Origin of the sequence: Escherichia sp. MR (assembly GCF_005280595.1) — a bacterium.
Lineage (GTDB): Bacteria > Pseudomonadota > Gammaproteobacteria > Enterobacterales > Enterobacteriaceae > Escherichia > Escherichia ruysiae.
Genome location: NZ_SZVK01000003.1, coordinates 77,625 through 101,422, shown reverse-complemented (window position 1 = coordinate 101,422; position 23,798 = coordinate 77,625). Strand labels below are relative to the sequence as shown.

Sequence of the window (23,798 nt, the reverse complement as noted above, 5' to 3'; positions counted from 1 at the left end):
ATGAAACTAAATGGGAAATTTCCAGTGAAGTTCGTAAAGTATTTATTGATCCTTGCAGTCTGTTGCATTCTGCTGGGAGCAGGCTCGATTTATGGCCTCTACCGCTACATCGAGCCACAACTGCCGGATGTGGCGACATTAAAAGATGTTCGCCTGCAAATTCCGATGCAGATTTACAGCGCCGATGGCGAGCTGATTGCTCAATACGGTGAAAAACGTCGTATTCCGGTTACATTGGATCAAATCCCGCCGGAGATGGTGAAAGCCTTTATTGCGACGGAAGACAGCCGCTTCTACGAGCATCACGGCGTTGACCCAGTGGGGATCTTCCGTGCGGCAAGCGTGGCGCTGTTCTCCGGTCACGCATCGCAAGGGGCGAGCACCATCACCCAACAACTGGCGAGAAACTTCTTCCTGAGTCCAGAACGCACTCTAATGCGTAAAATTAAGGAAGTCTTCCTCGCAATTCGTATTGAACAGTTGCTGACGAAAGACGAGATCCTCGAGCTTTATCTGAACAAGATTTATCTCGGTTACCGCGCCTATGGTGTCGGTGCTGCGGCACAAGTCTATTTCGGTAAAACCGTCGACCAATTGACACTGAACGAAATGGCGGTGATTGCCGGGCTGCCTAAAGCCCCTTCCACCTTCAACCCGCTCTATTCAATGGATCGAGCCGTCGCGCGGCGTAACGTCGTGCTGTCGCGAATGCTGGACGAAGGGTATATCACCCGACAGCAGCTCGATGAGACACGCACCGAAGCGATTAACGCCAACTATCACGCACCGGAGATCGCCTTCTCAGCGCCATATCTCACCGAAATGGTACGTCAGGAGATGTATAACCGTTACGGCGAAAACGCTTATGAAGACGGCTATCGCATTTACACTACCATTACCCGCAAAGTGCAGCAGGCCGCACAGCAAGCCGTGCGTAATAACGTACTGGACTACGACATGCGTCACGGCTATCGCGGCCCGGCTAATGTGCTGTGGAAAGTAGGTGAATCAGCGTGGGATGACAAAAAGATTACCGATACGCTGAAGGCGCTGCCGACCTATGGTCCGCTGCTACCTGCCGCAGTCACCCGCGCCAACCCGCAGGAAGCAACAGCAATGCTGGCGGACGGAACATCTGTGACGCTGCGTATGGAAGGGATTCGCTGGGCACGGCCTTATCGCTCCGATACACAACAGGGACCGACGCCGCGTAAAGTGACTGATGTTGTGCAAACAGGTCAGCAAATCTGGGTTCGCCAGGTGGGCGATGCCTGGTGGCTGGCACAGGTGCCGGAAGTGAACTCGGCGCTGGTATCGATCAATCCGCAAAACGGCGCAGTTATGGCGCTGGTCGGTGGTTTTGATTTCAATCAGAGCAAGTTTAACCGCGCCACCCAGGCACTGCGTCAGGTGGGTTCGAATATCAAGCCGTTCCTCTACACCGCAGCGATGGATAAAGGTCTGACGCTGGCAAGTATGCTGAACGATGTGCCAATTTCCCGCTGGGACGCAGGCGCGGGTTCTGACTGGCAGCCGAAAAACTCACCGCCGCAGTACGCCGGTCCAATCCGTTTACGTCAGGGGTTGGGCCAGTCGAAAAACGTGGTAATGGTACGCGCAATGCGAGCAATGGGCGTGGACTATGCCGCAGAGTATTTGCAACGCTTCGGCTTCCCGGCACAAAACATTGTCCACACTGAATCGCTGGCACTGGGTTCCGCTTCCTTCACGCCGTTACAGGTGGCGCGCGGGTACGCAGTAATGGCTAATGGTGGATTCCTGGTCGACCCCTGGTTTATCAGCAAAATTGAAAACGACCAGGGCGGCGTGATTTTCGAAGCGAAACCAAAAGTAGCCTGCCCGGAATGTGATATTCCGGTGATTTACGGTGATACGCAAAAATCAAACGTGCTGGAAAACAGCGACGTTGAAGACGTGGCTATCTCTCGCGAACAGCAGAATGTTTCTGTGCCAATGCCACAACTGGAGCAGGCTAATCAGGCATTAGTGGCGAAGACTGGTGCGCCAGAATACGCACCACACGTCATCAGCACACCGCTGGCGTTCCTGATTAAGAGCGCCCTGAACACCAATATCTTTGGTGAACCTGGCTGGCAGGGCACTGGCTGGCGCGCAGGTCGTGATTTGCAACGTCATGATATCGGCGGGAAAACCGGGACGACCAACAGTTCGAAAGATGCGTGGTTTTCGGGTTACGGTCCGGGCGTTGTGACCTCGGTATGGATTGGCTTTGATGATCACCGCCGTAATCTCGGTCACACTACGGCTTCCGGGGCGATAAAAGATCAGATCTCCGGTTATGAAGGTGGTGCAAAGAGCGCCCAGCCAGCCTGGGATGCTTATATGAAAGCCGTGCTGGAAGGTGTACCGGAACAACCGCTGACGCCGCCGCCGGGTATTGTGACGGTGAATATCGATCGCAGCACCGGGCAACTGGCCAACGGTGGTAACAGCCGCGAAGAGTATTTCATCGAAGGTACGCAGCCTACACAGCAAGCGGTACGCGAGGTAGGGACAACCATCATCGATAATGGTGAGGCTCAGGAATTGTTCTGATTAAAAAGGCGCTTCGGCGCCTTTTCAGTTTGCAGACAAAGTGCGCGTTGTTCATGCTGGATGCGGCGTGAACGCCTTATCCAGCCAACAAAATCGTCGAAACTCAATACATTGCAGGAACCACGTAGGCCTGATAAGCGTAGCGCATCAGGCAAGCTCCACGTATTTACAACCGCCCCTGCCCCTTCAACCACTCGCGCACCAGGAACAACGCGCTGACATTACGCGCTTCGTTGAAGTCAGGATCTTCGAGCAAATCCATCATATGTGTCAGTGGCCAGCGCACCTGAGGTAGTGGCTCTGGTTCATCGCCTTCCAGCGATTCAGGGTAGAGATCTTGCGCCACCACGATATTCATTTTGCTGGAAAAGTAAGACGGTGCCATGCTGAGTTTCTTCAAAAAAGTCAGATCCCTTGCGCCAAATCCCACTTCTTCTTTGAGTTCGCGGTTTGCTGCTTCATAAACACTTTCACCGGGATCAATTAATCCTTTCGAAAAACCTAATTCGTAGGATTCAGTTCCCACCGCGTATTCGCGGATCAAAATCAGGTGATCGTCCACAATCGGCACAATCATCACTGCTTCCCGGTTGGTTGGACGCATTCGTTCATAAACACGCCGCACGCCGTTGCTGAACTCCAGATCCACGCTTTCGATGGTAAACAATCGGGAACGGGCTACAGTTTCAACATTCAGAATGGTGGGTTTTTGTAATGATTTGCTCATCGTGGAATCTATGCTGTGAAATCAGCAGTTATTGTGCGATATCGGACACGCATTCGGCAATGTGAATTGCATGTTATTTACATTTACGCAACTTAATAAATAATCATTCTCAAATCAAATTAAAAGTCAATAGGTTGAAATAACTCCAGGAATTTGCTGATATTCCGCCCTCAGAGGGTTTGCTATGATCACCGGTTACTGGGATGCGCTTAATGATGCTCAAGTTCAACTCCACGCTTGCCGATAGCCAACCGCAGGATCCTATATTGTGTCCAGGATGCGACTAATCACACCTGACAAATTAAGTAAGATGGGGAAAGCATGAGCACCATTGTAATTTTTATAGCTGCTTTGCTGGCCTGCTCACTACTTGCGGGATGGCTGATAAAAGTGCGCTCCAGGCGGCGTCAACTGCCCTGGACTAACGCCTTCGCTGATGCGCAAACGCGCAAACTCATGCCTGAAGAACGTAACGCCGTTGAAAATTATCTCGACAGCCTGACGCAGGTTTTGCAGGTTCCTGGTCCGACGGGCGCCAGCACGGCCCCCGTATCACTGACGCTGAACGCGGAAAGCAACAACGTCATGATGCTGACACATGCCATCACGCGTTATGGCATTTCAACCGACGATCCTAACAAATGGCGTTATTATCTCGATTCGGTGGAAGTCCACCTGCCCCCGTTCTGGGAGCAGTACATCAACGATGAAAATAGCGTTGAACTGATCCATACCGATTCGCTGCCGCTGGTTATTTCTCTCAACGGTCATACGCTGCAAGAGTACATTCAGGAAACTCGTGGCTATGCGTTGCAGCCTGTTCCGTCAACGCAGGCGTCGATTCGCGGCGAAGAAAGCGAACAAATCGAACTGCTCAATATTCGCAAAGAAACACACGAAGAGTATGCGCTTAGTCGCCCACGTGGGCTGCGTGAAGCGTTGCTGATTGTCGCCTCCTTCCTGATGTTCTTTTTCTGCCTGATTACTCCGGATGTATTTGTCCCGTGGCTGGCTGGCGGCGCGTTATTGCTGTTGGGCGCAGGTCTGTGGGGACTATTTGCGCCACCGGCAAAATCATCCCTGCGGGAGATCCACTGTCTGCGTGGTACGCCGCGTCGTTGGGGATTGTTTGGCGAAAACGATCAGGAACAGATCAACAATATTTCGCTCGGTATTATCGACCTGGTCTATCCCGCGCACTGGCAGCCTTATATTGCGCAGGATCTGGGGCAGCAAACGGATATCGATATCTATCTTGATCGGCACGTGGTACGTCAGGGACGCTATCTTTCACTGCATGACGAAGTGAAAAACTTCCCGCTGCAACACTGGCTACGCAGTACGATTATCGCGGCGGGTTCTCTGCTGGTGCTGTTTATGCTGCTGTTCTGGGTTCCGCTGGATATGCCGCTGAAATTCACCCTCTCGTGGATGAAAGGCGCGCAGACCATTGAAGCCACCAGCGTTAAACAACTGGCAGATGCCGGAGTACGTGTAGGCGATACCTTACGTCTTAGCGGTACAGGGATGTGTAATATCCGCACTTCTGGCACCTGGAGCGCGAAAACCAATTCACCGTTTTTGCCATTTGACTGCTCGCAGATCATCTGGAATGACGCCCGTTCATTGCCATTACCGGAATCTGAACTGGTCAACAAGGCCACGGCACTGACCGAGGCAGTAAACCGCCAGTTGCACCCGAAACCGGATGATGAATCTCGCGTCAGCGCCACATTGCGTTCAGCAATTCAGAAATCCGGCATGGTACTGCTCGATGACTTTGGCGACATCGTGCTGAAAACCGCCGATCTCTGTGCTGCCAAAGATGATTGTGTTCGGTTGAAAAATGCGCTGGTGAATCTCGGCAACAGTAAGGACTGGGACGCACTGGTAAAACGCGCTAACGCTGGAAAACTCGACGGCGTGAATGTATTACTCCGCCCGGTGAGCGCGGAATCACTCGATAACCTGGTGGAAACCTCCACAGCACCATTCATTACTCATGAAACGGCGCGAGCCGCGCAATCACTGAATAGCCCGGCACCGGGAGGATTCCTGATTGTCAGCGACGAAGGCAGCGATTTTGTTGATCAGCCCTGGCCTTCGGCATCACTTTACGACTACCCGCCGCAAGAACAGTGGAACGCTTTCCAGAAACTGGCGCAAATGCTGATGCATACACCGTTTAACGCCGAAGGCATCGTCACCAATATTTTTACCGATGCCAACGGCACGCAGCATATCGGCTTGCACCCCATCCCGGATCGCTCCGGCCTGTGGCGCTATCTGGGCACGACATTGCTGTTGCTGACGATGCTGGGCAGTGCCATCTATAATGGCGTACAGGCCTGGCGTCGTTATCACCGTCATCGTACTCGCATGATGGAAATTCAGGCCTATTATGAAAGCTGCCTGAATCCACAACTGATCACCCCTTCAGAAAGCCTTATCGAATAACACGTTTGCGCGGCAGGTTATGCTACCCTGTCGCGCAAATGGCTTCACTCTGGAGATTTCCCTCATGCATATCAACATTGCCTGGCAGGACGTAGATACCGTTCTGCTGGATATGGACGGCACGTTGCTCGACCTCGCCTTCGATAACTATTTCTGGCAAAAGCTGGTGCCTGAAACCTGGGGCGCGAAAAACGGGGTCACGCCACAGGAAGCGATGGAATATATGCGCCAGCAATATCACGACGTGCAGCATACGCTAAACTGGTACTGTCTTGATTACTGGAGTGAACAACTGGGTCTGGATATCTGTGCGATGACCACCGAGATGGGACCGCGCGCCGTACTGCGTGAAGATACTATTCCGTTTCTTGAGGCACTTAAAGCCAGCGGTAAGCAGCGAATTTTGCTCACCAACGCACATCCGCACAACCTGGCGGTAAAACTTGAGCATACCGGTCTTGACGCACACCTTGATTTATTACTTTCCACCCACACATTTGGTTATCCGAAAGAGGATCAGCGGTTATGGCATGCGGTGGCCGAAGCTACGGGTCTGAAAGCTGAAAGAACGCTGTTTATTGATGACAGCGAAGCAATTCTCGATGCTGCCGCGCAATTTGGTATTCGTTACTGCCTCGGCGTCACTAATCCCGACTCAGGGATTGCTGAAAAACAGTATCAGCGCCATCCGTCACTGAATGACTACCGCCGCCTGATCCCCTCGCTAATGTGAAGGAGACGCCATGAAAGAAAAACCTGCTGTTGAGGTTCGACTGGATAAATGGCTATGGGCCGCCCGTTTTTACAAAACCCGCGCGCTGGCTCGTGAAATGATCGAAGGCGGTAAGGTGCATTACAACGGGCAGCGCAGCAAGCCGAGTAAAGTCGTCGAACTGAATGCCACGCTCACTCTGCGCCAGGGAAATGACGAACGAACGGTGATTGTAAAGGCGATTACTGAACAGCGTCGCCCCGCCAGCGAGGCAGTCTTGCTGTATGAAGAGACTGCGGAAAGTGTAGAGAAACGCGAAAAAATGGCGCTGGCACGTAAACTTAATGCCTTAACCATGCCGCACCCGGATCGACGCCCGGACAAAAAAGAGCGCCGCGACCTGTTACGATTTAAACACGGCGACAGTGAATAACTGTCACCTGCAAGAGAGATGATTATGCCGCAACATGACCAATTACATCGCTATCTGTTTGAAAACTTTGCCGTGCGCGGCGAACTGGTAACCGTTTCGGAAACCCTGCAACAGATCCTTGAGAATCACGATTATCCGCAGCCCGTTAAAAACGTGCTGGCAGAACTGCTGGTTGCGACCAGCCTGTTAACCGCTACGCTGAAGTTTGATGGTGATATCACCGTACAGCTGCAAGGCGACGGTCCGATGAATCTGGCGGTTATCAACGGTAACAACAACCAGCAGATGCGCGGCGTGGCGCGCGTACAGGGCGAAATTCCGGAAAATGCCGACCTGAAAACGCTGGTCGGTAATGGTTATGTGGTGATCACCATTACCCCGAGCGAAGGCGAACGCTATCAGGGCGTGGTTGGTCTGGAAGGTGATACCCTGGCGGCCTGCCTGGAAGATTACTTTATGCGTTCTGAACAGCTTCCGACGCGCCTGTTTATTCGCACCGGCAACGTAGATGGTAAGCCCGCCGCTGGCGGTATGTTGTTACAGGTAATGCCTGCGCAAAATGCCCAGCAGGACGACTTCGACCACCTGGCGACGCTAACCGAAACCATCAAAACCGAAGAGTTGCTGACTTTGCCGGCAAATGAAGTGTTGTGGCGTTTGTACCACGAAGAAGAGGTGACGGTTTACGATCCGCAGGATGTGGAGTTCAAATGCACCTGCTCACGTGAACGTTGCGCCGATGCGCTGAAAACGCTGCCGGATGAAGAAGTGGATAGCATCCTGGCGGAAGATGGCGAAATTGACATGCATTGTGATTACTGCGGTAACCACTATCTGTTCAATGCGATGGATATTGCCGAGATCCGCAACAACGCGTCTCCGGCAGATCCGCAGGTTCATTAATTAGTTTTTCCGGCAGAGATAACTCTGCCGGATTTCATGACGAAATTGCCTGATGCGCTGCGTTTATCAGGCCTACGGTATAAATCGCAAGTTATTGTGGGTCAGCTAAGGCGCCGCATCTGACAAAAATCAGATGCGCGTTGTCACTCATTCAGATTCACCTCCAGCGTTTCACCATCCACCGTAAGATTGCGCCACGTTTTAGGCTTCGTTCCCAGTTTTCTTTCCTTCGCGGCAGTGAGTAATTTCTCTTTCGTTATTTCGCGCGGAAGTAAACTCATCGTGAGCTCTTGCCATTCTTTCCCGGTGGGGTCAATGCCATAGACGATGACTCTTTCATCATTAAAGGCAAACAGGAGCCGCTCCGTCTGACCATCACTATTTAGATCTCTCTCGACCAGTACGCAGGCATCCTTTTCAATACAGGTCATCACGTTATAGCGTTCTTTGATTAAGGCCGACCAGAATGTCGCATCCGGTTTGCCAGAACCAGGGGCAATTAACACGTTATCGGCTAATGCTTTTTCCGATACCTGCTGCTGAAGATGTTGCTTCCCATCAAACGCCATCAGCAGATCCCGTCTGCGTTTCGGGTCTTTCATATACGCGGCATCGCTTTTCAGCGACTCAAGCGCCGCACGGCCATAGCGACCGCTCTGTTCGAGCATGTAGATACTTACCTGGTCTGGCGTGTTTTTGCCGCTCTGATAACGTGCCATATGACTGTTCACGCTAATGCGCATACTGTCCAGTACCGGCGAATTAAGAAGCACCAGTATCACCAGCACCAATAACGAAACCGCAAGGTTCACTTTGCCCTGAAGAACAAGGGGATTTTGCCCTTTACGCCAGACAATACTGACAAAATATCCCAGAGACCAAACCAGTAACACCGCCACAGCCAACACGCCATGCAAGCGTTCGGCAGTCCAGCCGTACTGCGCGACCCGCAGCCATAACGCCCAGGCGGCGACGAACACATACAATGGGGCGACCAGCAGAGCGGTTTGAATCAGGCAACGCAACGGCCCCGTCCAGGGAAGTGACGCTTTTTGCGGATCGCCGACAATGGACATTAAGAGCAATTGCAAAAAGGTCAGCGTCAAAAGCAACCCGGCAGCGGAGATGTGGCGAGAAATCGCGCTCAGGCTCGTAAACGGCAGGGTGATAATAAACATCAGGGTTAGCAATGATACTAACGGCAGCAACCCCGTGGCGATTAGCGTGAACAACTTTTGAATAGAGTCGATTAAACGCAACTGTGTCCGCGCGAGGATCACCGCCAGCGCGGTAACCAGACCTGACGTAAGATAAATAAACCAGTCGGTTGCAAAAAAGAGCGTTTTAAAAAACGTGATACCAACGAGTTTAAACAACTCACTCCACAGTAAAAGCACCAGCCACGTCAGGCCATTAGCGATAAAAATCACCAATAATATAAGTACGTTATGCCATACCGACTGGTAAAAATAGCTATAGCGGGTACTGTCATTACGCTCACGCAGACTCTGTTGTATCCACGGCAGCAACATCATTCCCATCAGCAGCAGATAACACCCAAAATCCCAAAGCGCCTTTTCCGCTCTCCAGGGACTCATGCCATCAATTTGCCACTTCAGCCAGCCGCTCATCCCAAGAGTGGCAATCAACACTATCGCCAGCCATCCCCAAAGTCGCTTCTGTTTGAAGGACACTACAGAAAATAACAAAACGGATGAAAGCGCCACGGTCGCAGGTACGCCATAAACTATCCAACTGTTATTTTTACCAGCGAGCCAGGAGATCAGCAGGTAGCAAACTAATCCCTGGAGTAATCCGGTAACAACCATTCCCCTGCGTGTTGCGGGTGAAAGCTCAACGTTTTCCATGTTGGTTATCCAGAATCAAAAGGAGAGGTAATTATCGCATCCAGGCTGGACTAATTTGTTTTTCTCAGAAAGTAATCAAAAAAAGTTAGCGTGGTGAATCGATACTTTACTCGTTGAATTTGCATCAATTTCACTCAGGAATGCGATTACACTCGCAACATTCTCGCCATATAAACCAAGTTTTAACCTTTTAAGAACATTTTCCACACCTAAAATGCTATTTCTGCGATAATAGCTACCGTTTCGTGACAGGAATCACGGAGTTTTGTCAAATATGAATTTCTCCAGATACGTAAATCTATGAGCCTTGTCGCGGTTAACACCCCCAAAAAGACTTTACTATTCAGGCAATACATATTGGCTAAGGAGCAGTGAAATGCGCGTTAACAATGGTTTGACCCCGCAAGAACTCGAGGCTTATGGTATCAGTGACGTACATGATATCGTTTACAACCCAAGCTACGATCTGCTGTATCAGGAAGAGCTCGATCCGAGCCTGACCGGTTATGAGCGCGGGGTGTTAACTAATCTGGGCGCCGTTGCCGTCGATACCGGAATCTTCACCGGCCGTTCACCAAAAGATAAGTATATCGTCCGTGACGATACCACTCGCGATACCTTCTGGTGGGCAGACAAAGGCAAAGGTAAGAACGACAACAAACCTCTCTCCCCTGAAACCTGGCAACATCTGAAAGGCCTGGTAACCAAACAGCTTTCCGGCAAACGTCTGTTCGTTGTAGACGCATTCTGTGGCGCTAACCCGGATACTCGTCTTTCCGTCCGGTTCATCACCGAAGTGGCCTGGCAGGCGCATTTCGTCAAGAACATGTTTATTCGCCCGAGCGATGAAGAGCTGGCAGGTTTCAAACCAGACTTTATCGTTATGAACGGCGCGAAGTGCACTAACCCGCAGTGGAAAGAACAGGGTCTGAACTCTGAAAACTTCGTCGCGTTTAACCTGACTGAGCGTATGCAGTTAATTGGCGGCACCTGGTACGGCGGCGAAATGAAGAAAGGGATGTTCTCGATGATGAACTACCTGCTGCCGCTGAAAGGCATTGCCTCCATGCACTGCTCCGCCAACGTTGGCGAGAAAGGCGACGTTGCAGTGTTCTTCGGCCTTTCTGGCACGGGTAAAACCACCCTTTCCACCGACCCGAAACGCCGTCTGATTGGCGATGACGAACACGGCTGGGACGATGACGGCGTGTTTAACTTCGAAGGCGGCTGCTACGCGAAAACCATCAAGCTGTCGAAAGAAGCGGAACCCGAAATCTACAACGCTATCCGTCGCGATGCGCTGCTGGAAAACGTCACCGTGCGTGAAGATGGCACTATCGACTTTGACGATGGTTCAAAAACCGAGAACACCCGCGTTTCTTATCCGATCTATCACATCGAAAACATCGTTAAGCCGGTCTCCAAAGCAGGCCACGCAACTAAAGTTATCTTCCTGACCGCAGATGCTTTCGGCGTATTGCCGCCGGTTTCTCGTCTGACTGCCGATCAAACTCAGTACCACTTCCTCTCTGGCTTCACCGCCAAACTGGCCGGTACTGAACGCGGCATCACCGAACCGACGCCAACCTTCTCCGCCTGCTTCGGCGCGGCGTTCCTGTCGCTGCACCCGACTCAGTACGCAGAAGTGCTGGTGAAACGTATGCAGGCGGCGGGCGCGCAGGCGTATCTGGTTAACACCGGCTGGAACGGCACTGGCAAACGTATCTCCATTAAAGATACCCGCGCCATTATCGACGCTATTCTGAATGGTTCGCTGGATAACGCAGAAACCTTCACTCTGCCGATGTTTAACCTGGCGATCCCGACAGAACTGCCGGGCGTAGACACTAAGATCCTCGATCCGCGTAACACTTACGCCTCTCCGGAACAATGGCAGGAAAAAGCTGAAACGCTGGCGAAACTGTTTATCGACAACTTCGATAAATATACCGACACCCCTGCGGGTGCTGCGCTGGTAGCGGCTGGTCCGAAGCTGTAATGGTTTGAAGCTGGAGAATATCTATCCAGTATCTTATAGAAAGCAAAACGGGAGGCACCTTCGCCTCCCGTTTTATTTACCCTTCTTTTGTCGCACCCTGCGCCCGCGTTACCGGCAATGGCAGCCAGGCGCGAATGGAAAGCCCGCCCCGCTCGCTGGTGCCAAGTTCCAGCATCCCGTTATGGTTATCGATAATCCGCTGCACAATCGCCAGCCCTAAGCCAGTGCCACTGATAGTGCGCGCGCTGTCACCACGGACAAACGGCTGGAACAGGTGCTTACGCTGCTCCGGTTCAATACCTGGGCCGTCATCTTCCACCTGAAACCAGGCGCGATTCGGCTCCGTTCCACTGCTGACTTTAATCCAGCCATTGCCGTAGCGGGCGGCGTTCACTACCATATTCGCCACCGCGCGTTTGATCGACAGAGGGTGCATTTTCACCTCAATGCTGCCCGGCTCAAGCGCGGTATCAATTTCCCGCTCATAGCCACTTTCGGCGGCAATCACCTCACCAAGCACAGCGTTAAGATCCGCCAGTTCCATCGGCATCTCCTGCCCGGTGCGCAGGTAGTCGATAAATTGCTCAATGATGGCGTTGCACTCTTCGATATCTTTATTGATCGATTCTGCCAGGTAGCCATCCTGCTCGCTCATCATCTCAGTCGCCAGGCGAATACGCGTCAGCGGCGTGCGCAGGTCGTGGCTTACCCCTGCCATCAGCAATGTGCGATCATCTGCCAGTTGCTTAACGCCTGCCGCCATATGGTTGAAGGCGCGGGTAACCGAACGCACCTCCGAAGCGCCATATTCACGCAGCGGCGGCGGAATAATCCCCTTACCCACCTGCAAAGCAGCATGTTCGAGATCGACTAAGGGTCGGTTCTGAATACGAATAAATAGCCACGCGCCGCCTATTGCTAACAGCATTATCGCCAGCGTATAGCGGAACAGCGGGGAGAAATCGCCCTGATGAATTTCGGTCAGCGGCACACGTACCCAGATATTGGGCGACAGCCAGGTTTTCAGCCAGACGACAGGCGAACTTTTGTTGACCTCGACGCGGACTTCCGTCGGGCCGCCAAGCTGCTGCGCCATCTGATGGCTTAAGAATTCGTAATGTTGCGCCCAACGCAGCCCGGCCTCTTCAGCGGCTTCATTGGAGTAGAGAGAGATCCCCAGCTCACGGTAGATCTCCCGACGGAAAGCGGGAGGCACAACCAACTGCGTGCCGTCCTCCAGTTGCAGTTTGTCGGTCATCAGCATACGCACTTCGTAAGCGAGGACTTTATTAAACTGCTGGAGGCTCGGCAAAATCGCGAAGTTCAGCACCACCAGATAAGTCGTCACCAGGCTGACAAACAGCAAGGTGACGATGAGCAATAACGTGCGGGCAAATGAACTTCGTGGCGAGAAGCGCAATCGCCTCATGCTTTAGAACCGTCCGGCACGAAGACGTAGCCCAGACCCCAGACGGTCTGAATGTAACGTGGATGTGCCGGATCTTCTTCCACCATGCGGCGCAGACGCGAGATCTGCACGTCGATGGAGCGTTCCATTGCAGAATATTCACGGCCACGGGCAAGGTTCATCAGCTTATCGCGGGAGAGCGGCTCACGCGGATGGCTGACCAGCGCCTTCAGTACCGCAAACTCACCGCTGGTGAGCGGCATCGGCTCATCTTCGCGGAACATTTCACGCGTACCGAGGTTTAGTTTGAACTTACCAAAAGCAATTACTGCTTCTTCCTGTGACGGCGCGCCCGGCAGTTCGTTCGCCTGACGACGCAGCACTGCACGAATACGAGCCAGCAGCTCGCGCGGGTTAAACGGTTTTGGAATATAGTCGTCAGCGCCAATCTCCAGGCCAACGATACGGTCTACTTCTTCCCCTTTCGCCGTCACCATAATGATCGGCATCGGGTTACTCTGGCTACGAAGACGTCGGCAAATCGACAAGCCATCTTCACCAGGTAACATCAAATCCAGTACCATAAGATGGAAAGATTCACGAGTCAGCAGGCGATCCATCTGTTCTGCATTAGCGACGCTTCGAACCTGGAAGCCTTGTTCGGTGAGATAACGCTCCAGCAGCGCGCGCAGGCGCATGTCGTCATCGACCACCAGAATCTTGTAGTTCTCTTGCATTCTTTGTACTCCCAAAGGTTCGCAACAATTTGTAAGCGTGTATTCTTAAAAAAGCTTACGTTCGTCACCAGCAAAATCTGGTATGAATTTCAGCCTAAATTGTTACAAAGCATATTAAACAGCAGCTTAAGTATACAATTTATTCGGCGAAACATTATTGATTCTGTTGATATGATCACGTTATACCCAATGTGCGCATTATCAAACAGACAAAGGGAATCAACGAGATGAAAACGCCCCTGGTTACCCGGGAAGGGTATGAAAAACTCAAACAAGAGCTAAATTACCTCTGGCGTGAAGAACGCCCGGAGGTCACAAAAAAGGTGACCTGGGCTGCAAGTCTGGGCGACCGCAGTGAAAATGCTGACTATCAGTATAATAAAAAGCGCCTGCGTGAAATCGACCGTCGCGTGCGCTATCTCACTAAATGCATGGAAAATCTCAAAATCGTCGATTATTCCCCGCAGCAGGAAGGCAAGGTCTTCTTTGGCGCTTGGGTAGAGATTGAAAACGACGATGGCGTGACTCACCGTTTTAGAATTGTCGGCTACGATGAAATTTTTGGTCGTAAAGATTACATCTCTATCGATTCCCCGATGGCTCGCGCATTGCTGAAAAAAGAAGTGGGCGATCTGGCGGTGGTGAATACGCCTGCCGGGGAAGCGAGCTGGTATGTTAATGCCATCGAGTACGTGAAACCGTAAGGAAGAGTCTTAACCTCCAGCCTTTGGCTGGCATTTTTGCCAGCCAGTCCGTATAACTATCCCCTGATTTTTGATCCGAAAAGATGAACTCAAACCATGATGAATGATTCGTTCTGCCGCATTATTGCGGGTGAAATTCAGGCGCGCCCGGAACAGGTTGAAGCCGCCGTTCGCCTGCTTGACGAAGGGAATACCGTGCCGTTTATCGCACGTTATCGTAAGGAAATCACCGGCGGTCTGGATGACACGCAGTTGCGTAATCTGGAAACGCGTCTGAGCTACCTGCGCGAGCTGGAAGAGAGACGTCAGGCGATCCTCAAGTCCATTTCTGAGCAAGGTAAACTCACCGATGAGCTGGCGAATGCCATCAACGCCACCTTAAGCAAAACCGAACTCGAAGACCTCTATCTGCCCTACAAACCTAAACGTCGCACCCGTGGGCAAATCGCCATTGAAGCAGGTCTTGAGCCGTTGGCTGACCTGCTGTGGAACGATCCGTCACATACGCCGGAAGTCGCCGCCGCACAATATGTTGATGCCGATAAAGGCGTGGCAGATACCAAAGCCGCGCTGGACGGCGCGCGCTACATTCTGATGGAACGTTTTGCCGAAGATGCCGCTCTCCTTGCGAAAGTGCGTGATTATCTGTGGAAGAACGCGCATTTGGTTTCTACGGTGGTGAGCGGTAAAGAAGAGGAAGGGGCAAAATTCCGCGACTATTTCGATCATCACGAACCGCTGTCAACGGTGCCTTCTCACCGCGCACTGGCGATGTTCCGTGGTCGTAACGAAGGCATACTCCAGCTTTCGCTGAATGCCGATCCACAGTTCGATGAGCCGCCGAAAGAGAGCTATTGCGAGCAAATCATCATGGATCATCTCGGCCTGCGCCTGAACAATGCCCCGGCGGATAGCTGGCGTAAAGGCGTGGTGAGCTGGACGTGGCGCATCAAGGTACTGATGCACCTGGAAACCGAACTGATGGGCACCGTGCGCGAACGTGCGGAAGATGAAGCGATTAACGTCTTTGCCCGTAACCTGCACGATCTGCTGATGGCAGCCCCCGCTGGACTGCGTGCGACGATGGGGCTCGATCCGGGTCTGCGCACCGGGGTAAAAGTCGCGGTGGTCGATGCAACTGGCAAGCTGGTGGCGACCGACACCATTTATCCGCACACCGGGCAAGCCGCAAAAGCAGCGATGACCGTTGCTGCGCTGTGTGAAAAACATAACGTTGAACTGGTAGCAATTGGTAACGGTACGGCTTCCCGCGAAACCGAGCGTTTCTATCTCGACGTGCAGAAGCAGTTCCCGAAAGTAACGGCGCAGAAAGTGATCGTCAGCGAAGCAGGCGCATCGGTTTACTCGGCTTCCGAGCTGGCAGCGCAGGAGTTCCCGGAGCTCGATGTTTCGCTGCGTGGCGCAGTGTCTATCGCCCGTCGTTTGCAGGATCCGCTGGCAGAACTGGTGAAAATCGATCCGAAATCTATCGGCGTGGGTCAGTATCAGCATGATGTTAGCCAGACGCAGCTGGCTCGCAAACTGGACGCAGTGGTGGAAGACTGCGTTAACGCCGTTGGCGTTGATCTCAACACCGCTTCCGTTCCGCTGTTAACCCGCGTGGCGGGTCTGACGCGCATGATGGCGCAAAACATAGTTGCCTGGCGTGACGAGAATGGTCAGTTCCAGAACCGTCAGCAACTGTTAAAAGTGAGCCGCTTGGGGCCAAAAGCCTTTGAGCAGTGCGCGGGCTTCCTGCGTATTAACCACGGTGATAACCCGCTTGACGCTTCTACCGTTCACCCGGAAGCCTATCCGGTGGTTGAACGTATTCTGGCGGCAACACAGCAGGCGCTGAAAGATCTGATGGGTAACAGCAGCGAACTGCGTAACCTGAAAGCGTCTGACTTTACCGATGAGAAATTCGGTGTGCCGACGGTAACCGACATCATCAAAGAGCTGGAAAAACCGGGCCGCGACCCGCGTCCGGAATTTAAAACCGCTCAGTTTGCCGATGGCGTCGAGACGATGAACGACCTGCAACCGGGTATGATCCTTGAAGGCGCAGTCACCAACGTCACCAACTTTGGCGCGTTTGTCGATATTGGCGTGCATCAGGACGGCCTGGTTCACATCTCTTCATTGTCGAACAAGTTTGTGGAAGATCCGCACACCGTGGTGAAAGCGGGCGACATTGTGAAGGTGAAAGTGCTGGAAGTGGATCTTCAGCGTAAACGTATCGCCCTGACCATGCGTCTGGATGAGCAGCCAGGTGAAACCAACGCCCGTCGCGGCAGCGGTAACGATCGCCCGCAAAACAACCGCCCGGCAGCCAAACCGCGCGGTCGTGAAGCGCAGACAGCCGGTAACAGTGCGATGATGGATGCGCTGGCAGCAGCAATGGGTAAAAAGCGTTAAACACTATGACTGGCCTACGGTTCAGCTTTGCACGGGTTCGTAGGCCAGATAAGGCGTTCACGCCGCATCTGGCAATAAACGCCTTAACTGACATAAAAGTGCCGGAGAACATCTCCGGCATTTGAGATTGCTGACAAACTCGCTTACGGGTCAAAACAGGCACAACTTTCCCCCCTCTCCCTAGCCCTCTCCCCGATGGGGCGAGGGGACCGTCCGTGCACTTGCCTGGCTCCGGTATTTTTATTCCACAGCCAAAACCACAATATATTCCGCTAATATTTATCACATCATTAACAATTAAAACCTTAATTAAACATCAAGCCGCCCTAATAATTCATCACTCGAATTTTATTTTGACCCAGATATAACCTTGAGCCACATCAACATTGAGTCAGATTATTATCTAAACCAACATTCGCACACATTTTAAGTATTGCTGATAGAAACCATTCTCATTATCATTGTACTGTTGATTATTTCATCTCTCCTTCGTTGGCAAATCATCTGGTCTCATGTCGCTGTCAAACGCCCCATGAGGTAGTTATCCAGTTAATGAGAAACAAGTAGGCACCTATGCAATACACTCCAGATACTGCGTGGAAAATCACTGGCTTTTCCCGTGAAATCAGCCCGGCATATCGTCAAAAGCTGCTTTCTCTTGGCATGTTACCTGGCTCCTCTTTTAATGTGGTGCGCGTCGCTCCACTCGGTGATCCCATTCATATCGAAACTCGCCGTGTGAGCCTGGTATTACGCAAAAAAGATCTGGCCTTATTAGAAGTGGAAGCGGTTTCCTGTTAATACGGTGAGAATAACAATGAAAAAATTAACCATTGGCTTAATTGGTAATCCAAATTCTGGCAAGACAACCTTATTTAACCAGCTCACCGGCGCACGTCAGCGTGTAGGAAACTGGGCTGGCGTTACCGTCGAACGTAAAGAGGGTCAGTTCTCCACCACCGATCATCAGGTCACCCTGGTTGACCTGCCCGGCACCTATTCTCTGACCACCATCTCATCGCAAACTTCGCTTGATGAGCAAATCGCCTGTCACTACATTTTGAGTGGCGACGCCGATCTGCTGATTAACGTGGTGGATGCGTCTAACCTTGAGCGTAACCTGTACCTGACGCTGCAACTGCTGGAACTCGGCATTCCCTGCATCGTGGCGCTGAACATGCTCGACATTGCCGAGAAGCAAAATATTCGCATTGAAATTGATGCGCTGTCGGCACGTCTTGGCTGCCCGGTGATCCCGCTGGTTTCCACGCGTGGTCGCGGTATTGAAGCCCTCAAACTGGCGGTCGATCGCTATAAAGCTAACGAGAACGTGGAACTGGTGCATTACGCCCAGCCGCTCATCAATGAAGCCGACGCGCTGGCAAAAGTAATGCCCTCTGACATCCCGCTGAAACATCGCCGCTGGCTGGGTCTGCAAATGCTGGAAGGCGATATCTACAGCCGCGCCTACGCCGGTGAAGCGTCGCAGCATCTGGATGCAGCCCTCACCCGTCTGCGTAATGAGATGGACGATCCGGCGCTGCACATTGCCGATGCGCGTTACCAGTGTATTGCTGCCATCTGCGATGTGGTGAGCAATACCCTGACGGCAGAACCCAGCCGTTTCACCACGGCAGTAGATAAAATAGTGCTCAACCGATTCCTCGGTCTGCCAATTTTCCTCTTTGTGATGTATCTGATGTTCCTGCTGGCTATCAACATCGGCGGGGCGTTACAGCCGCTGTTTGACGTCGGTTCCGTGGCACTCTTTGTGCATGGTATTCAGTGGATTGGCTACACGCTCCACTTCCCTGACTGGCTGACTATCTTCCTCGCCCAGGGGCTGGGTGGCGGTATTAACACCGTTCTGCCACTGGTGCCGCAGATCGGCATGATGTACCTGTTCCTCTCCTTCCTCGAGGACTCCGGGTATATGGCGAGAGCGGCATTTGTGATGGACCGTCTGATGCAAGCGTTGGGTCTGCCAGGGAAATCCTTTGTGCCGTTGATCGTTGGCTTCGGTTGTAACGTACCGTCGGTGATGGGTGCGCGCACTCTTGATGCTCCGCGTGAACGTCTGATGACTATCATGATGGCGCCATTTATGTCCTGCGGTGCTCGTCTGGCAATCTTCGCAGTATTTGCTGCCGCGTTCTTCGGGCAGAATGGCGCGCTGGCTGTGTTCTCACTGTATGTCATCGGTATTGTGATGGCGGTACTGACGGGTCTGATGCTCAAATACACCATTATGCGCGGTGAAGCGACGCCGTTTGTCATGGAGCTACCGGTCTATCACGTACCACACATTAAGAGTCTGATTATCCAGACCTGGCAGCGTTTGAAAGGCTTCGTTCTGCGCGCCGGTAAAGTGATTATCATCGTCAGCATTTTCCTGAGCGCATTCAACAGCTTCTCGCTGAGTGGGAAAATCGTCGATAACATCAACGACTCGGCGCTGGCCTCTGTCAGCCGCGTGATCACTCCAGTCTTCAAGCCGATTGGCGTGCATGAAGATAACTGGCAGGCAACGGTTGGACTGTTTACTGGCGCAATGGCGAAAGAAGTGGTGGTGGGTACTCTCAACACCCTCTATACCGCAGAAAACATTCAGGACGAAGAGTTCAATCCGGCGGAATTTAACCTCGGTGAAGAGCTGTTCAGCGCGGTAGATGAAACCTGGCAGAGCCTGAAAGACACCTTCAGCCTTAGCGTACTGATGAACCCAATTGAAGCCAGCAAAGGCGACGGCGAAATGGGTACTGGGGCAATGGGCGTGATGGATGAGAAATTCGGTAGCGCGGCGGCTGCTTACAGCTATCTGATATTCGTCCTGCTGTATGTACCTTGCATTTCGGTGATGGGTGCCATTGCCCGTGAATCAAGCCGTGGCTGGATGGGCTTCTCCATCCTGTGGGGGCTAAATATCGCTTACTCGCTGGCAACATTGTTCTATCAGGTCGCCAGCTACAGCCAGCACCCAACTTACAGCCTGGTGTGCATTCTGGCGGTTGTCCTGTTTAACATCGTGGTTATTGGCCTGCTGCGCCGCGCGCGTAGTCGAGTCGATATCGAACTACTGGCAAGCCGAAAAACGGTAAGCAGTTGCTGCGCAGCCAGCACCACTGGCGATTGCCACTAAGGACACGGCAATGGCTTCGCTCATTCAGGTGCGTGATTTGCTGGCGTTACGGGGTCGTATGGAAGCGACCCAGATCAGCCAGACGCTGAACACCCCGCAGCCGATGATTAACGCTATGTTGCAACAGCTGGAAAATATGGGCAAAGCGGTACGGATTCAGGAAGAACCTGATGGCTGCCTCTCTGGCAGTTGTAAAAGCTGCCCGGAAGGAAAAGCCTGTCTGCGTGAGTGGTGGATGCTGCGTTAACCTTGTTTCATCGTTCGTTTTGAAAAGCCCGGTATGCATTAGCTACCGGGCTTTTTTGCGTGCGGCTTTCCATAAAAATGCAACTCTTGCAGCATGGAGTAAGTTCCTCTGAAAGCGTCTCGCAGGGATGAAAACTTGCTGATGCACAGCCGTGGAGTGGCGCGTAAAGTCGCGGCATTCAAAAAAACAGGTGAAGGAACGCCATGAGCAAAAAACAGAGTTCCACCCCACACGATGCGCTGTTCAAACTCTTTTTACGCCAACCGGACACGGCACGCGATTTTCTTGCGTTCCATTTACCGGCACCCATCCACGCGCTCTGTGATATGAAAACCCTCAAGCTGGAGTCGAGCAGCTTTATCGATGACGATCTGCGTGAAAGCTATTCCGACGTGCTGTGGTCGGTGAAAACGGAGCAAGGGCCAGGATATATCTATTGCCTGATTGAACATCAAAGCACCTCAAACAGACTGATCGCATTTCGCATGATGCGTTATGCCATTGCCGCAATGCAAAACCACCTTGATGCAGGATACAAAACGTTGCCGATGGTCGTACCGTTGTTGTTTTACCACGGCATTGAAAGCCCCTATACCTATTCGCTGTGTTGGCTGGATTGTTTCGCCGATCCCAAACTGGCAAGGCAGCTTTATGCCTCGGCATTTCCGCTGATTGATGTCACCGTCATGCCTGATGATGAAATCATGCAGCACCGACGCATGGCGCTGCTGGAGTTAATTCAAAAACATATACGCCAACGCGACCTGATGGGGCTGATAGAGCAAATGGCTTGCTTATTAAGTAGTGGGTACGCTAATGACAGACAAATCAAAGGGCTGTTTAATTACATACTACAAACTGGCGATGCGGTACGTTTTAACGATTTTATCGACGGCGTTGCCGAACGTTCACCGAAACACAAGGAGAGTTTAATGACTATTGCGGAAAGATTGCGGCAGGAAGGGTTTCAGAACGGTATACGTACCAACGCCCTAAATATTGCCAAAACCATGCTGGATGCCGGAGTCTCTCTTGAGGACGTTCTGCGATTTACCAGCCTGACGGTTGAAGACCTTGCTGAAATAGATCATCAATAACGTAAAGGATGGTTTTAATGACAGATGCAGAAAGAGAATATCTTATTAGTTACCTGATTAGTTATTTATTGGGTCGACGCCTGGAAGCCCTGGATATCGCCAAAAGAATGCTGTAATCCGGAGTCCCTCTTGCAGATATCATGCGCTTTACCGGGGTGTCAGAAGAAGAGTTGGCTGCGGCGAGTCAGGAAAGTTCTGTCTCGCCATTTCTAAAGCCACCTACACCCTCTGCTTCAACGCTACCAGCTGCTGACAAAACTCGTCTGGATGCGAAATAAACGGCGCATGAGCCGCTTTGGCGAAGATATATGATTCGCTGTGCGGCCAGAGTTCATCCAGCATCGGCACTACTTTGCGCGGCACCAGACCGTCGAGATAACCATACAATCGCAAAAACGGCATTGGTACATTTTGCAGCGGATAACGAAGATCGACCGTTTTCAGGATTTCCAGCCCACCATTGAGCACGTCAACCTCCGGCATCGGTAATGCCAGAACGGTTTTCTTCAGCGCCCGCGCATCCTGGCGCGCCGTTTCTGTCCCCATGGTTTGCAACGCAAGGAAACGCTCCACCGTACGCTGAAAATCTTCACTTAGCTGCTGCTGGAAACCCGCCAGCACATCCGGTTTTATCCCCGGCCACCCACCACGGGCACTAAAACATGGCGACGATGCTACAGTGACCAGCGCCTGAACACGCTCGGGATAGGTTAATGCAATCTGACTTGCCACCAGCCCGCCCAGGCTCCAGCCTAACCAAATGGCTTTATCCGGTGCCTGTTGCAGCACGACATCAGCCATGTCAGCAAGCGACATCGCACCAAATCCCTGACTGCGCCCGAAGCCAGGCAGATCAACAAGATGTAACGTAAAATGCGAGCTAAGTTCCTCGTCAATGCAACGCCACACTTCGGCATTCAGTCCCCATCCGTGCAGCAGCACAAGATGAACATTCCCCTGACCTTTGGTCTGCCACCAGATGTTATTCATCCGCTATTGTTCTCTTTTCACTTACAAGGATGAACATATGCTAACAGTACCGGGATTATGCTGGCTATGCCGAATGCCGCTGGCGCTAGGTCATTGGGGGATTTGTTCGGTCTGCTCCCGCGCCGCACGTACAGATAAAATGCTATGCCCGCAATGTGGATTACCAGCTACACACTCGTATCTCCCCTGTGGTCGTTGCCTGCAAAAACCACCGCCGTGGCAAAGACTGGTAACCATCGCCAATTATGCGCCGCCGTTAAGCCCGCTCATCCACCAGCTTAAGTTTTCCCGCCGCAGTGAAATCGCCAGTGCGCTAGCACGTTTGTTACTGTTGGAAGTCTTACACGCCCGTCGCACCAGCGAATTACATCTGCCGGATCGCATCGTCAGTGTCCCGCTATGGCGGCATCGCCACTGGCGTCGGGGATTTAATCAGAGCGATTTGCTGTGTCAGCCGTTATCACGCTGGTTGCACTGCCAATGGGATAGCGAAGCCGTCACACGAACAAGAGCCACTGCGCCCCAGCATTTTCTCAACGCCCGCCTGCGCAAGCGCAACCTGAAAAATGCCTTTCGCCTTGAATTGCCCGTGCAAGGTCTCCATATGGTGATTGTGGATGATGTCGTTACCACCGGAAGTACCGTCGCAGAGATTGCGCAGTTGCTTTTACGCAATGGTGCGGCGACTGTCCAGGTCTGGTGCCTTTGTCGAACCTTGTAGAGCCTCGATGATGGGCGTATTATAACCAACTAAAATAGTCAACTATTAGGCCATTACTATGATCCGTATTTCCGATGCTGCACAAGCGCACTTTGCCAAACTGCTGGCAAACCAGGAAGAAGGGACACAAATCCGCGTATTTGTGATTAACCCTGGCACACCTAACGCTGAATGTGGCGTTTCTTATTGTCCGCCTGACGCTGTAGAAGCCACCGACACCGCCCTGAAATTTGACCTGCTGACCGCGTATGTTGATGAGTTAAGCGCACCATACCTGGAAGATGCAGAGATCGACTTTGTTACCGACCAACTGGGTTCCCAGCTAACGCTGAAAGCACCGAACGCCAAAATGCGTAAAGTGGCTGACGATGCCCCGCTAATGGAGCGCGTGGAGTATATGCTGCAATCGCAGATTAACCCGCAGCTTGCCGGTCACGGTGGTCGCGTTTCGCTGATGGAAATCACCGAAGACGGTTACGCCATTCTACAATTTGGCGGCGGCTGTAACGGTTGTTCCATGGTCGACGTAACGCTGAAAGAAGGGATCGAAAAGCAGTTGCTGAACGAATTCCCGGAGCTGAAAGGTGTGCGCGATCTCACCGAACACCAGCGCGGCGAACACTCTTACTACTAAGTTATCCCCTCTTTTGTAGATTGCCCG

The 23,798-nt window shown here is 52.2% G+C and carries 19 protein-coding genes and 1 pseudogene; 15 read left to right on the top strand and 5 right to left on the bottom strand.

Annotated features, from left to right (window positions below; all coding sequences use genetic code 11):
- The first annotated feature begins 24 nt into the window (after positions 1-24).
- Positions 25-2,577 carry a peptidoglycan glycosyltransferase/peptidoglycan DD-transpeptidase MrcA gene (gene mrcA / locus FC814_RS02485; RefSeq protein WP_010348371.1) on the top strand — a complete coding sequence of 851 codons (2,553 nt, stop codon included), beginning with the start codon at positions 25-27 and terminating at the stop codon, positions 2,575-2,577.
- A gap of 166 nt (positions 2,578-2,743) precedes the next feature.
- On the opposite strand, the gene nudE is transcribed toward mrcA, so the two are convergent.
- Complete coding sequence (nudE, locus tag FC814_RS02480) at positions 2,744-3,304, bottom strand: ADP compounds hydrolase NudE (protein ID WP_000045734.1); 561 nt, start codon at positions 3,302-3,304, stop codon at positions 2,744-2,746.
- Positions 3,305-3,625: 321 nt separating this feature from the next.
- On the opposite strand from nudE, the gene igaA reads away from it, so the two are divergent.
- The 4 genes from igaA (at position 3,626) to hslO (ending at position 7,809) form a co-directional block, all read left to right on the top strand.
- Positions 3,626-5,761 (top strand): intracellular growth attenuator protein IgaA, encoded by a 2,136-nt coding sequence (gene igaA / locus FC814_RS02475; protein ID WP_000104495.1) that lies wholly within the window; start codon positions 3,626-3,628, stop codon positions 5,759-5,761.
- Positions 5,762-5,825: 64 nt separating this feature from the next.
- On the top strand, positions 5,826-6,494 hold the full coding sequence (gene yrfG / locus FC814_RS02470) for a GMP/IMP nucleotidase (RefSeq protein WP_001295168.1): 669 nt from the start codon (positions 5,826-5,828) through the stop codon (positions 6,492-6,494).
- A gap of 10 nt (positions 6,495-6,504) precedes the next feature.
- Complete coding sequence (hslR, locus tag FC814_RS02465) at positions 6,505-6,906, top strand: ribosome-associated heat shock protein Hsp15 (protein ID WP_000660493.1); 402 nt, start codon at positions 6,505-6,507, stop codon at positions 6,904-6,906.
- Between the two features lie 24 nt (positions 6,907-6,930).
- Positions 6,931-7,809: an Hsp33 family molecular chaperone HslO gene (hslO, locus tag FC814_RS02460; protein WP_024165248.1), complete on the top strand. Its 879-nt coding sequence runs from the start codon at positions 6,931-6,933 to the stop codon at positions 7,807-7,809.
- 143 nt (positions 7,810-7,952) lie between these two features.
- Here the strand turns inward: hslO and FC814_RS02455 are convergent, their stop codons facing one another.
- On the bottom strand, positions 7,953-9,677 hold the full coding sequence (locus FC814_RS02455; RefSeq protein ID WP_137325461.1) for a DUF4153 domain-containing protein: 1,725 nt from the start codon (positions 9,675-9,677) through the stop codon (positions 7,953-7,955).
- 376 nt (positions 9,678-10,053) lie between these two features.
- On the opposite strand from FC814_RS02455, the gene pckA reads away from it, so the two are divergent.
- Positions 10,054-11,676 carry a phosphoenolpyruvate carboxykinase (ATP) gene (gene pckA / locus FC814_RS02450; RefSeq protein WP_001309803.1) on the top strand — a complete coding sequence of 541 codons (1,623 nt, stop codon included), beginning with the start codon at positions 10,054-10,056 and terminating at the stop codon, positions 11,674-11,676.
- A gap of 76 nt (positions 11,677-11,752) precedes the next feature.
- On the opposite strand, the gene envZ is transcribed toward pckA, so the two are convergent.
- Entirely contained in the window at positions 11,753-13,105 is a 1,353-nt protein-coding gene (gene envZ, locus FC814_RS02445; RefSeq protein WP_001253701.1) for a two-component system sensor histidine kinase EnvZ, read from the bottom strand.
- Positions 13,102-13,821, bottom strand: a complete 720-nt coding sequence (gene ompR / locus FC814_RS02440) for a two-component system response regulator OmpR (protein ID WP_001157751.1) — start codon at positions 13,819-13,821, stop codon at positions 13,102-13,104. The genes envZ and ompR overlap by 4 nt, the downstream gene beginning before the upstream one ends.
- A 227-nt stretch (positions 13,822-14,048) precedes the next feature.
- Between ompR and greB the strand changes: the two genes are divergently transcribed.
- The 7 genes and pseudogenes from greB to FC814_RS23050 all read left to right on the top strand — a co-directional run.
- On the top strand, positions 14,049-14,525 hold the full coding sequence (gene greB, locus FC814_RS02435; RefSeq protein WP_000856744.1) for a transcription elongation factor GreB: 477 nt from the start codon (positions 14,049-14,051) through the stop codon (positions 14,523-14,525).
- Positions 14,526-14,621: 96 nt separating this feature from the next.
- Positions 14,622-16,943 carry a Tex family protein gene (locus FC814_RS02430; protein ID WP_137325460.1) on the top strand — a complete coding sequence of 774 codons (2,322 nt, stop codon included), beginning with the start codon at positions 14,622-14,624 and terminating at the stop codon, positions 16,941-16,943.
- A gap of 573 nt (positions 16,944-17,516) precedes the next feature.
- Positions 17,517-17,744, top strand: a complete 228-nt coding sequence (feoA, locus tag FC814_RS02425) for a ferrous iron transporter A (RefSeq protein ID WP_001200455.1) — start codon at positions 17,517-17,519, stop codon at positions 17,742-17,744.
- A gap of 16 nt (positions 17,745-17,760) precedes the next feature.
- Positions 17,761-20,082 (top strand): Fe(2+) transporter permease subunit FeoB, encoded by a 2,322-nt coding sequence (gene feoB / locus FC814_RS02420; RefSeq protein ID WP_105290271.1) that lies wholly within the window; start codon positions 17,761-17,763, stop codon positions 20,080-20,082.
- A gap of 10 nt (positions 20,083-20,092) precedes the next feature.
- Positions 20,093-20,329, top strand: coding sequence for a [Fe-S]-dependent transcriptional repressor FeoC (feoC, locus tag FC814_RS02415; RefSeq protein WP_000157593.1), 237 nt, complete (start codon positions 20,093-20,095; stop codon positions 20,327-20,329).
- 203 nt (positions 20,330-20,532) lie between these two features.
- Positions 20,533-21,426 (top strand): recombination-promoting nuclease RpnA, encoded by an 894-nt coding sequence (gene rpnA / locus FC814_RS02410; RefSeq protein ID WP_137325459.1) that lies wholly within the window; start codon positions 20,533-20,535, stop codon positions 21,424-21,426.
- A 32-nt stretch (positions 21,427-21,458) separates the two neighbouring features.
- Positions 21,459-21,614 (top strand): annotated as a pseudogene (locus FC814_RS23050) (hypothetical protein); the annotation flags it as partial.
- A 31-nt stretch (positions 21,615-21,645) separates the two neighbouring features.
- Here the strand turns inward: FC814_RS23050 and bioH are convergent.
- Entirely contained in the window at positions 21,646-22,416 is a 771-nt protein-coding gene (gene bioH / locus FC814_RS02405) for a pimeloyl-ACP methyl ester esterase BioH (RefSeq protein WP_001060059.1), read from the bottom strand.
- Between the two features lie 37 nt (positions 22,417-22,453).
- Between bioH and gntX the strand changes: the two genes are divergently transcribed.
- Positions 22,454-23,137: a DNA utilization protein GntX gene (gntX, locus tag FC814_RS02400; RefSeq protein ID WP_010348483.1), complete on the top strand. Its 684-nt coding sequence runs from the start codon at positions 22,454-22,456 to the stop codon at positions 23,135-23,137.
- Positions 23,138-23,195: 58 nt separating this feature from the next.
- Positions 23,196-23,771: a Fe-S biogenesis protein NfuA gene (nfuA, locus tag FC814_RS02395; RefSeq protein WP_000619389.1), complete on the top strand. Its 576-nt coding sequence runs from the start codon at positions 23,196-23,198 to the stop codon at positions 23,769-23,771.
- Positions 23,772-23,798 lie beyond the last annotated feature (27 nt).

Bases quoted from the DNA above. Each gene is read 5' to 3' on its own strand.
- feoB (WP_105290271.1), top strand. From the start codon at position 17,761: ATGAAAAAATTAACCATTGGCTTAATTGGTAATCCAAATTCTGGCAAG.
- nfuA (WP_000619389.1), top strand. From the start codon at position 23,196: ATGATCCGTATTTCCGATGCTGCACAAGCGCACTTTGCCAAACTGCTG.
- FC814_RS02455 (WP_137325461.1), bottom strand. From the start codon at position 9,677: ATGGAAAACGTTGAGCTTTCACCCGCAACACGCAGGGGAATGGTTGTT.
- FC814_RS02430 (WP_137325460.1), top strand. From the start codon at position 14,622: ATGATGAATGATTCGTTCTGCCGCATTATTGCGGGTGAAATTCAGGCG.
- feoC (WP_000157593.1), top strand. From the start codon at position 20,093: ATGGCTTCGCTCATTCAGGTGCGTGATTTGCTGGCGTTACGGGGTCGT.
- gntX (WP_010348483.1), top strand. From the start codon at position 22,454: ATGCTAACAGTACCGGGATTATGCTGGCTATGCCGAATGCCGCTGGCG.
- envZ (WP_001253701.1), bottom strand. From the start codon at position 13,105: ATGAGGCGATTGCGCTTCTCGCCACGAAGTTCATTTGCCCGCACGTTA.
- greB (WP_000856744.1), top strand. From the start codon at position 14,049: ATGAAAACGCCCCTGGTTACCCGGGAAGGGTATGAAAAACTCAAACAA.
- ompR (WP_001157751.1), bottom strand. From the start codon at position 13,821: ATGCAAGAGAACTACAAGATTCTGGTGGTCGATGACGACATGCGCCTG.
- feoA (WP_001200455.1), top strand. From the start codon at position 17,517: ATGCAATACACTCCAGATACTGCGTGGAAAATCACTGGCTTTTCCCGT.
- pckA (WP_001309803.1), top strand. From the start codon at position 10,054: ATGCGCGTTAACAATGGTTTGACCCCGCAAGAACTCGAGGCTTATGGT.
- hslO (WP_024165248.1), top strand. From the start codon at position 6,931: ATGCCGCAACATGACCAATTACATCGCTATCTGTTTGAAAACTTTGCC.
- nudE (WP_000045734.1), bottom strand. From the start codon at position 3,304: ATGAGCAAATCATTACAAAAACCCACCATTCTGAATGTTGAAACTGTA.
- bioH (WP_001060059.1), bottom strand. From the start codon at position 22,416: ATGAATAACATCTGGTGGCAGACCAAAGGTCAGGGGAATGTTCATCTT.
- rpnA (WP_137325459.1), top strand. From the start codon at position 20,533: ATGAGCAAAAAACAGAGTTCCACCCCACACGATGCGCTGTTCAAACTC.
- hslR (WP_000660493.1), top strand. From the start codon at position 6,505: ATGAAAGAAAAACCTGCTGTTGAGGTTCGACTGGATAAATGGCTATGG.
- igaA (WP_000104495.1), top strand. From the start codon at position 3,626: ATGAGCACCATTGTAATTTTTATAGCTGCTTTGCTGGCCTGCTCACTA.
- yrfG (WP_001295168.1), top strand. From the start codon at position 5,826: ATGCATATCAACATTGCCTGGCAGGACGTAGATACCGTTCTGCTGGAT.